Genomic DNA, 13,144 nt, shown 5'->3' with positions numbered 1-13,144 from the left:
TAAATGTCTGATAGACGTTTATTTAACCAAATTTTAAAAGAAAGCAATCTGGATTATCTCATTCCAAAACAGATTGAATAAAAACAAACCATATGAGCATTCAAAAGTTTATTAAACCATTTATTTTTCTTGGTTTAATGGCCAATTTAGTACAGGCACAGCAAAAAACAGGTTATAAATTTGATTTCGGACCTGGAAAGGTTGCCAAGGGATATACGCAAGTTTTACCTACCGATGCTTACACCAAAGAAAAAGGCTATGGTTTTGATTTTGACTCGAAAGTGGAGGGGATTGACCGCGGGGGAAAGAATTCTTTAACATCGGATTTGGTAAAAAGTAATCAGCCATTTTATTTCTCGGTAGCAGTTCCCGAAGGCAATTATAAAATCACGGTAACTTTTGGCGATCCAAAAACAGGTGCATTAAGCACGGTAAAGGCCGAATCAAGAAGATTGATGCTTGAGAATGTAACAACCGCTGCTGGCCAATCGGTAACAAAAACTTTTATTGTAAACGTTAAAGATAAACACATTAACGACGGGCAAGTGGTTTCGCTAAAACCTCGTGAACTCAGTAAACTCGACTGGGATGATAAACTTACACTGGAATTTGATCATCAAACTGCATTACAAGCACTCGATATTACAAAAGTTGAAGATGAGGTTACTGTTTTTCTGGCCGGAAATTCAACTGTGGTAAACCAGGATGATGAACCCTGGGCATCGTGGGGACAAATGATTCCACGTTTTTTTAAACCTGGAGTTGCCATCGCCAATCATGCCGAATCGGGCTTAACACTTGGTTCGTTTTTGGGGAGTAAACGCTTAGCAAAGATTTTAAGTGTAATGAAGCCTGGAGATTACCTGTTTATAGAATTCGGGCATAACGATCAAAAGGATAAAGGTCCAAATGATGGTGCTTACAAATCGTATACAGAAAGGTTAAAAACCTATATTTCAGAAGTGAAGAAAAAGGGTGGAATCCCGGTTGTGGTTACTTCAACAAGCAGAAGATCGTTCGGTGCTGACGGGAAAATTGTAAATTCTTTAGGGGATTTTCCTGAGGCAGCGCGCAAGGTAGCCGCTGAAGAGAAAGTTGCGATTATTGACTTGAACGCCATGACATCGACACTTTTTAATGCTTTAGGCGAAGAACCATCAAAAAAAGCATTTGTTCACTATCCAGCCAACAGTTATCCCGGTCAGGATAAGGCATTGGCCGATAATACGCACTTTAATCCTTACGGTGCCTATGAAATCGCTCAATGCATCATTTTAGGCATTAAGGAGCAAAAATTGGGCATTGCAAAATATTTGGTAGATGATTTGCCAAAATTTGATCCTGCAAAACCTGATAACCCTTCCAACTGGCATTGGCCGGAGAGCCCTAAAAGTAGTGTAGTAAAACCTGATGGGAATTAGCATAAGCATAATGCTAAACTTACCTGGTAATATTAGGTTTTATGGAGGATTTCCAATTTCAAATTTAGTATACAAAACTTCGGCTTTGCAGTTAAATAATGATTGAATGGTGGTTTAGTTGCAACTAAAGTTAATAACTTAACTTTAACCAATAAAATCTGATTAAATACTTAAGGTAAAAGTTAATAATGGAAGAAACCAAAATTATTATATATCAAACAGAAGACGGAACAACAAAAATAGGAACCCGATTAGAAGATGAAACGGTTTGGTTAACTATTGAGCAGATGTCTACATTATTTCAAAAGTCGCGCTCTACCATAAATGAGCATATATTAAATATCTATAATGAGAATGAGCTAAAAATCGACGAATCTATGAGAAAAATCGGAATTTCCGATTTTTCTACCAAACCAACAAATTACTATAATCTTGATGTGATTATTTCTGTAGGTTATCGGGTAAAAAGTTTGCAGGGAACAAAATTTCGTCAATGGGCAACTGTCCGATTACGGGAGTACATTGTAAAAGGTTTTACAATGAATGATGATTTATTGAAGCAGGAAAGTGGTGGAAATTATTTTGATGAATTATTAACCCGTATTCGCGACATCCGTTCTTCGGAGAAAATATTTTGGAGAAAAGTACTCGATATTTATGCTACAAGTATTGATTATGATCCTAAACTGGAAATATCAGTCCAGTTTTTCCAAACTGTTCAAAATAAAATGCATTGGGCCGCACATGGACATACAGCAGCTGAGATTATCTATCAACGCATTGATTACATGAAACCAAATCTTGGGTTGACAAACATTAAAGGAGTTAACCCAACAAAACAAGAAACAGAAATTGCCAAGAACTATTTAAATACAGATGAACTAAATGTACTTAATAGAATGGTTACGGCCTATTTAGAGCTTGCAGAATTACAGGCATTGAATCGAAGACCTATGTATATGAATGACTGGATGAGCGCTTAGATGACTTTATTAGAATGACAGGAAACGATGTTTTAAAAAATAAAGGGACTGTAAGTCACCAGCAAGCTCTAAAAAAAGCAAATGATGAATATGAGAAATACAAAGAAAAAACAAAAAACGAGCTTTCGGTGGTAGAAAAGGATTTTCTAAAGCAGATAGAAGTAACGGCAAAAAAACTTAGTCATAAAAAATCTAACAAGTAGTTTATGGCTAACTATCCTGTTTACCAGAAATAACACATTTAGCATTCAAAAAACATAAATTCTATAGTACCCGTTTTTATTGCCAATTTAAATAAGATGAAAAAAATAATTACTGCTGTCGTATTTATCGCTTTTTACTCAACGGCCTTTGCACAAAACAACCTGCAGCCCTTCAGTTTAACAGAAATAAGGCTGCTCGATGGACCATTTAAGCTTGCTCAGGAAACGGATAAAAAATACATGCTTGCTTTAAATCCGGATCGGCTTTTAGCTCCTTATTTAAGAGAGGCAGGGCTTCAGCCGAAAGCCACATCTTATGGCAATTGGGAAAATACCGGGTTGGATGGACACATTGGCGGGCACTATTTATCGGCTTTGGCTTTAATGTATGCTTCAACTGGCGATGCCAGGGTGAAGGAACGGTTAGCGTATATGATAGCTGAACTGGAGAAGTGTCAACTAAAAAATGGCGATGGTTATTTAGCGGGCATTCCAGGGGGGAAAGAAATGTGGAAGGAGATCAAAGCTGGAAATATAAAATCATCAAGTTTCTCTTTAAATGGAAAATGGGTTCCTTTGTACAACATCCATAAAATTTACGCTGGCCTTTACGATGCTTATGCGGTTGCGGGCAATGCAAAGGCAAAGCAGATGCTCATTAAATTAACGGATTGGTGTTTAGATCTGGTTTCAAACTTATCTGATCAGCAAGTACAAGAATTGTTAAAAAGCGAGCATGGAGGCTTAAATGAAACTTTTGCACATGTTTATGCGATAACGGGTGATCAAAAATATCTTAAACTAGCAAAACAGTTTTCGGACCAATCTATCCTAAATCCGTTGCTAAAAAATACTGATGCCTTAAATGGCTTGCATGCAAATACACAAATTCCTAAGGTAATTGGTTTTGAGGAAATTGCTTTGCAAAGTAAAAATACCGACTGGGCGGACGCTGCAGCTTTCTTTTGGAAAACCGTAGTAGAGCACCGTACAGTTGCCATTGGTGGAAACAGTGTGAGGGAACATTTTCACCCGGCCAATAACTTTTCTTCGATGATTGAATCGCGTGAGGGCCCGGAGACCTGCAATTCTTACAATATGTTGAAGCTAACCAAACAGTTGTTTTTGGCTGATCCTTCTAACGCCTATCTCGATTATTACGAACGTACACTTTATAATCATATCCTTTCGTCGCAAAGGCCTGAAGGTGGTTTTGTGTATTTTACGCCCATGCGTCCGGGGCATTACCGAACCTATTCAAGTCCGCAGGAAAGTTTTTGGTGTTGTGTTGGCTCGGGATTGGAAAATCATGGCAAATATGGAGAATTGATTTACGCACACAATAAAAACGATTTATATATAAACCTTTTTATTCCTTCAACTTTAAATTGGACAGAAAAAAGCATCAAACTTACACAGCAAACACTTTTTCCAGATGCTGAGAATAGTACGGTTAAACTTCAGTTGAAAAACAAACAGCGTTTTGCGCTGCATATCCGCCAGCCTGGCTGGCTAGCGCAAGGAAAAATGACATTTTCGGTGAACGGGAAAAAAGTAAATGCTAAAAGTGAAGCAAATGGATATGCAAGTATCGACCGTGTTTGGGCTACAGGCGATGTGCTAAATATTTCGCTACCGATGCATACCACTACCGAGTTTATGCCCGATGGCTCTGATTGGGTGGCCTTTCTCCACGGACCGATTGTACTTGCGGCTTCTATAGATACTTTAAATCAGCCCAATTTAACAGCCGACGGCAGTAGAATGGGGCATATTGCTTCTGGTGCTTTATTCCCAATCAGCGATGCGCCACTGGTTACCGGAACTAAAAATGCCTTGGAAAGCGAAATAATCCTAACCGATAAAAAGAGTTTAACTTTCAACGCTCAAAATGCGATTTATCAACCAAAATACAAATCTTTAAAGTTAGTTCCTTTTTACACTTTGTCTGATAAACGCTATGTGGTTTATTTTCCGTATAGTAGTGCTGAGGCATTGTCAGAGCGCGCAAATGCGATTAAAATTGCTGAAGAAAAACAATTAAAGATTGAACAACAAACAGTAGATATGGTTAACCCAGGCGAGCAGCAACCTGAATCTGATCATAATTTTAAGGGCGAACAAACCGATAACGGAACCTACCGGGAGAGGCATTTTAGAAATGGTAAAGCATGGTTTAGTTATGTACTTAAAAATAATGATTTATCTGCAAATAAGCTCAGTATAACTTATTACGGAAAGGAAAAGAATAGGAGTTTTTCTATTTTGATCAACGGTAGCATAATAGGTAATGTAAAGTTAGATGGAAGTAAGGGAGATGAATTTTACACTCAAGAATATCAAATTTCAAAAGAACTTTTAACTACTGATTTGGAAGTGAAATTCGTAGCCGATCGGGGATCGGCAATTGCAAACATATACGAGGTGAGGTTGGTGAGATAAGCTAATTGTGTGGGTGAATAAAGTATTGTTATTGGTGCTAAGGATGCTGAAACGATTTCAGCAAGAAGTGTTTAAGTTATTTGCTTGGTGGTCTGTGAGGACACAGACCACGGGATTGCATTAACGTATATTCGTCCTCCTGAACTTGTTTCAGGATCTATTTGATAAGGTATTGTTATTGGTATTGAAGATGCTGAAACGAGTTCAGCAAGACGTACGACTGAGATTAGTGGTCTGTGAGGACACAGGCCACGGGATTGCATTAACGTATATTCGTCCTCCTGAACTTGTTTCAGGATCTATTTGATAGCGTATTGTTATTGGTACTGAAGATGCTGAAACGATTTCAGCAAGACGTATGATTGAGATGAGTGGTCTGTGAGGACACAGACCACGGAGTTGTATATGTTTATCCGTCCTCCTGAACATGTTTCAGAATCTATTTTATAAAGTATTGTTATTGGTACTGAAGATGCTGAAGCAAGTACAGCAAGACGTACGCCTGAGGTAAGTGGTTTGTGAGTACACAAACCACGGAAATAATAAATAGTATATTACTTTGCTTTTTTAACACCTTCAGACGTCATCACTACACGTTTCATCGTTCCATCGGTATTGTAATTTAAGTAATCGATGCAAACTGAACGCCTATAACTTCCACCATCGTTGTTAATTGCGCCATTGTGGTAAATAAAATACGATTTACCTTTGAAATCAATAATCGATTGGTGGTTGGTATTTGAATTTCCGGCAATTTCATTCAAAATACCTTTATATTCCCAAGGACCGTTAATATTTTTGCTCATGGCATATACAATCTTCTCTGGAAATTGCGAGGCATAGGATAGATAATACCAACCTTTCCGTTTATGTATCCAGGGAGCTTCTGTAAATTCAGGTAGATTCACCTTTTGAATCGGGCCATCCAGTTCAATCATGTTTTTTTTCAACCTGGCATAATAACATTGTTGATTGCCCCAAAATAAATAAGCCTGTCCATCATCATCGATAATAACCGTCGGGTCAATATCATCCCAGGTTATCTTCACGGCAGTGGTCATGTCGTTGGTAATCAAAGCTTTTCCTAGAGCATCTTTAAATGGTCCCCTTGGGTTATCTGCTACTGCCACACCAATAGATTTGCCGTGGATACTTCCATGCGTAATGGCCACATACCAATAAAATTTACCATCCCTTTCAATCACCTGCGAAGCCCATGCATCATCTTTTGCCCAGCTAAAATCTTTTGCATTCAGTGGCGATTTATGTTCTTTCCAGGTAATCATATCTGCTGAAGCGTAACACAACCACTCGTGCATTTCGTAGTTATTTTTTGGTGCCGGTGCCACATCGTGTCCGGTATATAAATAAACCGAATCGCCATAAACGTAGGCAGCAGGATCAGCCGTGTATTTATCGGTAATAATGGGATTGCCTTTTGAAACAATTATTTTCTCTTGTGCTTTTGCCACAAGCTGGGCAACAGAAAGCACTAAAACCGATCCGTATAATTTGAAATTTTTGAACATATTATTGACTTAGCAAGGTTTTAAGTTCTTTTTCTTTAATTTTTAAAATGGTACCGTGTCTTAAACCTTTGGGTAATGAGATTTTATCAGAAACATCACTCCAGCTTTTTAAATCTGTAGATTGTATCGCTCCATATTTATGGTCTCGGTATTTATCAAAATATACCAACCAATTGTTACCTACTTTTAATGTGGTTGGTCCTTCGGCCCAGTAATTTCCGGTAATTGGATTCCCTGCTTTGCTGTATGGACCAGTTAACTGATCGGCATGTGCCATTTTTATGTTCTTTTGTGCTGGCTCGCGGGTTTCATCTTTTAAAAACATGATAAACTGTTTACCCTCTTTTACAATCGTGGCATCAATTACATTAAAGCCCGGATCGTAAAGTAATTTTGTTTCCGAAAAGGTTTTAAAATCTTTTGTGGTAACATAATACATCCGGTGATTGTATCCACTTTCTTCAGTTGAAGCTGTTTCATTAAATTTATCTTTAATGGTTGTGGCCCAATAAATCATATAGGTTTTGGTACTGTTATCGTAGGTAATTTCAGGAGCCCAGGTATTTCTTGCACCATCTTCTTTCGCCATAACAGGTAAAAACTGCTGTTCGTTCCAATGGATTAAATCTGTTGAGCTGGCGTAACCGATTCCTTTATCTTTCCAGCTAACCGTCCACACCATGTGAAACAAGCCATCGGCCCCGCGGATAATACAAGGATCTCGCATCAGTTTATCATTGCTTACGGTAGGGGTAAGAAAGGATTGATCATTTTTAAGGGCTGCCCATTTATAGGCGTCGGTACTATAGGCAAGGTGCAAGCCATCTTCTCCATTGCCTTTAAAATAGGCAAAAAGATAAATTTCTTTTTTTGATTGCGCCTGCGTATTTAAAATTACTGACAGCAATAATAAGGACAGGTATATTAGTTTTTTCATATTCTTTATTGTTCTACAACAATTACAAAGCCGCCAAAAGCTTTCATATTAAACGCCTGGTTTTTACTGCGGATTTCTTTTTGACTGAATGAAAAATCTGCTTCCCCATCAGTGATCATTGTAGCTTTTTTACCGTTAAATTTAGATAAATCAATCTGAACCGTTTTGCCATTACCTTCACCATTTATCCCTGCTATATACCATTTTGAGCCTGCCTTGCGCGCCATTACAACAAATTTACCTGGGTATCCGTCAATAAGTTTGGTATCGTCCCAGCTGGAAGGAAAGTTTTGCAAATAGGATTTTACATACGCAGGTACTGTAGCCATTCCATCAGGAGATTCGGCCAAATGCTGAACACCTGACTGAAAAATTACTGGCAGGGCCAATTCGAATGCATGGGTTGTTTTCCGTTTAATTTTTGGGATTACAGATAAATTCATTGGTGTGAAATCCATCGGATCGAAGATATTCCTCGTAAATGGAATGGTTGTGGCATGTAATGGCTCCTCATTGGCATTATTCTGATCGAAAGTGATAAATTCCATGCCTTTGATTGATTCCATCGTAACCAAATTCGGGTAGGTACGTTGCCATCCGCGGGGCAAGGTTGCACCATGACAGTTTACACTTAAACCAAATTTTGCCGCATCATCGAAAATCTCCAGGTAATAACGGATCATCGATTGTCCATCACCACCAAAAAAATCGACCTTGATCCCTTTAATGCCCATTTTTTGCAATAAAGCAAATTCTTTTAAGCGGTTTTCGTGGGTGGTTAATTTATTCTTTGGCGTGTATTTTACAGTATTCCAATCTCCGGCCGAGTTGTACCAAAGCAATAAGCCTACGTTTTTTGATTTTGCATAATCGGCCAGTTGCTGCATCTTTTCGTATCCGATTTTGGTGTCCCAATCCACATCAATCAGGCAGTATTCCCATCTCATGTCTGCTGCAAAGTCGATGTATTTCTTCTGGATATCGTAAGTTATTGAATTGTCTTTTAACATAATCCAGCTCCACGAAGCTTTACCCAATTGAAAAAGATCTGGATTGATATCGGCTTTTGCAGGAGCAGCTAAATCTGTACCTAAAGTAGATTCGGTAATTTTTTTCAGGTTTCCTACTGCAATTACACGCCAAGGTGTATACCATGGCAATGCCGATTGTGGATTTACATTTTGATTGGTAAAAACTTCTCTGGCATCTGGAAAACCGACCTGATAATTTCCTCCTGGCGAGTTTTGCTGTATTCGGGTTGCGCAGTAACTGCCATCTAAACCCACTTCAGTAAGCAATAGCCAGGTATCTTTATAGTTAAATAATGCCGGATAAACCCATCCTGCTGCTGTTGGTGCAGGTGTGCCCACGCTGATTTCTTTTTGATAATATTCTTCATAAGATGGGTTGGTACTTTCCCAGCTGGTTTTAGCTACAGACATGGGTTGCATCCACGCTTTAGTACTTGGAAAAAAATGGAAGGCTGTTCTTTCTTCCGTAATTTTTTTAAGTTGCGTATCTGCATCGGGGAAATAGTAACGAAAAGCAATACCATCATTTGAGACTTGAAAAATCACATCCATTTTTTTTGAGTTTGCATTTTTCAGGTGAAAAACCCTTTTATTGGCCAAGTATTCATTTTTAAGCCTCTTGCCATTTTTTAAGGTATAGTTATCTGTTATTACCTCGTTTTTTGAAACAGATACTACAGATAAATTTTTAGCAAAATCTGTATCCTCACGTATTAAACCCATTGCAGAATTTGCCAAAACAGGTTCATTTTTTCTGTTTATGGTGTAAAAAACCTGTTTATCTTTTAAAAAGACAGAAACGCTCAATTCTTTATCCGGACTTTGAATGTCGTATTTTGTTTGCCCTTTTAATACCTGGGTGGCTGAAAGTAAAAAAAGGATAACACTGGTGATTTTGTATTTCATGAGGCTATTTTAATTCGAGAACAACAACAGATTGAGCGGGTAATTCTACTCTTAGTGCATTACCTGATTTTTTTGCACCGTTAAATTTTGCATTGTGTACCTTGTTCAAATCGTTGAATGTGTTTACATCAGTAAGTTTAGCTGAAGTTAAAATCTGTCCGGTAACCGAAGTCCATTTTAAGCCCTCTAAAACAGTGTTTAAGGTAATTTTTTTGTTTGGATCCAGATTTACCAATGAAATGTGGATTGCGCCCATAGCATCCTGTGAAGCGGATATATTTAAGGCCGGGATTTTTTGACCGCCCACCATATAATCAGGACTGGTGAAAGTTATCGGTAAATATTTGGCATCCTGGTGCACTTTATACAGGTCGAAAACATGATAAGTAGGGGTAAGGATCATTTTATCTTTTTCGGTCAAGATTAATGACTGTAAAACATTAACGGTTTGTGCCAAATTGGCCATTTTAACACGATCGGAGTGGTTATTGAAAATATTTAAGGTGGTACCTGCAATTAAAGCATCGCGCAAACTGTTTTGCTGGTATAAAAAACCCGGGTTTGTGCCTGGTTCCACATCCGTCCAGATTCCCCATTCATCAACCACTAAAGCCACCTTCTTTTTAGGGTCGTATTTATCCATAATTGCGGCGTGTTTGCTAACCAGTTCTTCCATTTTTAAACAGTTTTTCATGGTCGAAAAGTATTGTGCTTCATCAAATTTCGTTGCAGATCCTTTTGTTCCCCAATTTCCGGTAGGGATAGTATAATAGTGAAGCGTTAATCCCCACATCTGGTTACCAATGTTTTTCATACAGGTTTCCGTCCAGTTGTAATCGAAAGAGTTTGCGCCACTGGCAATCCTTTTTAACGGTGCACCAGGGTAGTTTCGGGCATATGTAGCATATCTACGGTACAAATCAGAATAATAAGCAGGTGTCATATTTCCTCCGCAACCCCAACTTTCATTACCAACACCCCAGAAAGACACTTTCCATGGTTTTTCTCTTCCATTTTGGCTGCGGATAGCCGTCATGGGGCTTACCCCATCAAAATTCAGGTATTCTACCCATTTAGCCATTTCTTCAACAGTTCCGCTGCCCACATTGCCCGCTATATAAGGTTCACAATCAAGCATCTGGCATAAATCCAAAAATTCGTGTGTACCAAAGCTATTGTCTTCCGTTACGCCGCCCCAATTGGTATTTACCATTTTCGGCCGTTGGTTTCTCGGCCCTATGCCATCCCGCCAATGGTATTCATCGGCAAAGCAACCTCCCGGCCAGCGGAGGTTTGGCACTTTAATCTTTTTTAAGGCTTCTACAATATCCAACCTTATTCTTCCTTTATTAGGGATAGCCGAATTTTCGCCCACCCAAAAACCATCATAAATACAACGGCCCAAATGCTCAGAAAAGTGACCATAAATGTGTTTGCTCACAATTTGATCGCCCGCAGGTTTAATGGTTAATTGCGTTTCGTTTTGTGCGTGCACTAAAATAGAACTGCAGAACAAAGCGGCAGATAATAGCAGTTTTTTCATCATGATTTCGTTAAATCTATTGATTAAATGGAATTTTGATAACGTTAAAAGAATAAGGCTTTAAAGCAATGCTCAGTTTTTTGCCTTTTAAGTTTATGGAGCTTTTTTGCGGGCTTACTGCTTCCGGATTTTCGAAAGAATTTAGCTGGTTAAGGTTATTGCTGGCAATTTCCTCCGTTATGGCTTTACTTTTTAGCTTTATTTTCCCTTCAAGATCAAAATCTATGTTTTGCACCTGATCGGCATTATTGGCAATTTTAATAATGAGTTCTTTTTTGTGCTGATCGGTTACTGCAGAAGCATAAAGTCCATCCTGGCCGATAATATTTTTTTCATCAAGTGTAATTGGTATTACATCGGTTCCTTTATTGGTAGAAAATTGTTTCTGTACATAATAATCCGGTGTGCCATACGATTTCAGGTTATCAACCCAAATCATATCCGGGGCCCATTGCCAGGCATCAATATGAGCAAAAAGAGGGGCGTATGAGGCCATTTGTACTACATCGGCATTGCGCTCCAAGCCTGTCATTAATGAGGCCGAAGCCAGGGCACTTTGCCAGTTGTTCCTATTGCTGCCAACAAAATTTTTATCTGCGTGTACGGCATATTCACCAACAAAAATCTTGGTTCCATTTCTTGGATAGTTATCGTAGCGGCCGGCATTTTTTAAAAACCAATCAGCTGGGCGGTAATAATGCTCATCAATAAAATCGGCGTTGTTATTTCTCAAAGTGGTGTTTAATAAATTAAAACGATCACCTTCAGGATCGGTACCTGAACTGTTGATGAGTTTAAAATTGGGATATTTGGCCTTTATTGCTTTAGTGAAAATGGCTACTCTTTCCAGGTATTGTGGCCCCCAGTTTTCGTTGCCAACCCCCATCATTTTTAAATTAAAGGGTTTGGGATGGCCTAAATCTGCACGCATTTTCCCCCATTTCGTTGTTATATCGCCATTGGCAAATTCAATCAGATCTAAAGCATCCTGCACGTATGGATCGAGTTCATCAAGCGAGGCTACTTCAGCCGAATTAAACTGGCAGGCCATGCCGCAATTTAATATTGGTAAAGCATCCGAACCAATATCTTCTGCAAGTTGAAAGTATTCAAAAAAGCCCAAACCAAAACTCTGGTAATAATCCGGCGCAGGCCGGTGCGCAAATTCGGTATTCCAGCGGTTCATAATCAACTGCCTGTTTTCAATTGGGCCAATGGTTTTTTTCCATTGGTAGCGGTTGGCCAAATCGGTTCCTTCTACAATACAGCCGCCAGGGAAACGGATAAAACCAGGTTTCATGTCGGCCAGTAACTGCACCATATCGGCCCTTAATCCTTGCGGACGATTTTTCCAGGTATCGCCAGGAAAAAGTGAAATCATATCCAGATCGATGTTTCCATTGCCTTGAAATAATATGGAGAATTTCGCTTTTGGATCAGTTTCAGTTGCTGTAAAACTGGCTGATTGCTTTTTCCAGTCGCTACCCGTTTGGTCGGGTGTTAAATTTCCTTGTCCGATAATTTTATTATTTCCATCCTTTAACAACAGCAGAAATTTCACTCCGGGCTGAGATTGGCGGTACATAACCGAAAAATCGTAGCGCAAACCTTTTTTTACGCCTATGCCTTTGAAGCCTTCGTTGATGAGTTCGAAATCGTCAGTTTGTTTTTTTACCTGTAAATATCTGGGGTTGGCAGTATTTACCTCTTTACGGTTTACCACCAATACTTCGCCTTCCTGTGGTTTTTTACGTTGAATTGTCCAGCCCATTAAAGGTTTCGCAAATTCGAATGATCGGTTTTTGATTAATTCAGCATAAATACCGCCATCTGCGCCAAAGTTAATGTCTTCAAAAAAAACACCCCACATGTTGGGTTGTACTTTGGCAATAACCTGGTCTGTTTTAACTTTAATCACCTTTGTGGCCTGGGCCTGCACTTCAGATGTATATCCGATGCCAGCTAAAAAACATGTTGCACAGGCATAGAACACACTTTTTACAGGGTAATTTAATTTCATACGGTTTAATATTTGGAAGATTCTATTGGTAAAAGTAAAATATTTAAAATAATAAACGTCATGTAAACATTTATTTTTTTATCAATCTTTCAGTTTGTTGGTAAATTCTACAATCTTAGCATGGCAGGA

7 protein-coding genes and 1 pseudogene are annotated in these 13,144 nt (G+C 38.8%); 3 read left to right on the top strand and 5 right to left on the bottom strand.

Translation table 11 applies throughout. The annotated features are described in order from the left end of the window. The first annotated feature begins 92 nt into the window (after nucleotides 1–92). From ASE74_RS07020 to ASE74_RS07010, 3 genes and pseudogenes are all read left to right on the top strand, one after another. Complete coding sequence (locus ASE74_RS07020; RefSeq protein WP_082458679.1) at nucleotides 93–1,421, top strand: rhamnogalacturonan acetylesterase; 1,329 nt, start codon at nucleotides 93–95, stop codon at nucleotides 1,419–1,421. Between the two features lie 188 nt (nucleotides 1,422–1,609). Then, nucleotides 1,610–2,607, top strand: a pseudogene (locus tag ASE74_RS07015) (virulence RhuM family protein). A gap of 96 nt (nucleotides 2,608–2,703) precedes the next feature. After that, nucleotides 2,704–5,049 carry a glycoside hydrolase family 127 protein gene (locus tag ASE74_RS07010; protein WP_055906211.1) on the top strand — a complete coding sequence of 782 codons (2,346 nt, stop codon included), beginning with the start codon at nucleotides 2,704–2,706 and terminating at the stop codon, nucleotides 5,047–5,049. A 554-nt stretch (nucleotides 5,050–5,603) separates the two neighbouring features. Here the strand turns inward: ASE74_RS07010 and ASE74_RS07005 are convergent. From ASE74_RS07005 to ASE74_RS06985, 5 genes are read right to left on the bottom strand one after another with little or no spacing between them, the layout of a single operon-like run. Continuing rightward, complete coding sequence (locus tag ASE74_RS07005; RefSeq protein WP_082458678.1) at nucleotides 5,604–6,578, bottom strand: glycoside hydrolase family 43 protein; 975 nt, start codon at nucleotides 6,576–6,578, stop codon at nucleotides 5,604–5,606. A gap of 1 nt (nucleotide 6,579) precedes the next feature. Beyond that, complete coding sequence (locus ASE74_RS07000; RefSeq protein WP_055906208.1) at nucleotides 6,580–7,515, bottom strand: glycoside hydrolase family 43 protein; 936 nt, start codon at nucleotides 7,513–7,515, stop codon at nucleotides 6,580–6,582. Nucleotides 7,516–7,520: 5 nt separating this feature from the next. Further along, complete coding sequence (locus tag ASE74_RS06995; protein WP_055906205.1) at nucleotides 7,521–9,452, bottom strand: glycoside hydrolase family 97 protein; 1,932 nt, start codon at nucleotides 9,450–9,452, stop codon at nucleotides 7,521–7,523. 4 nt (nucleotides 9,453–9,456) lie between these two features. Further along, a complete protein-coding gene (locus tag ASE74_RS06990; RefSeq protein WP_235526023.1) occupies nucleotides 9,457–10,998 on the bottom strand; it encodes an alpha-N-arabinofuranosidase in 1,542 nt (513 codons plus the stop codon). A gap of 13 nt (nucleotides 10,999–11,011) precedes the next feature. Then, nucleotides 11,012–13,015 carry an alpha-L-arabinofuranosidase C-terminal domain-containing protein gene (locus ASE74_RS06985; protein WP_082458677.1) on the bottom strand — a complete coding sequence of 668 codons (2,004 nt, stop codon included), beginning with the start codon at nucleotides 13,013–13,015 and terminating at the stop codon, nucleotides 11,012–11,014. Nucleotides 13,016–13,144: the final 129 nt, after the last annotated feature.

This window comes from Pedobacter sp. Leaf216, from assembly GCF_001421515.1.
GTDB lineage: Bacteria > Bacteroidota > Bacteroidia > Sphingobacteriales > Sphingobacteriaceae > Pedobacter.
The sequence above is the reverse complement of the archived record's forward strand: the minus strand, read 5'-3'. Positions and strand labels throughout refer to the sequence as shown.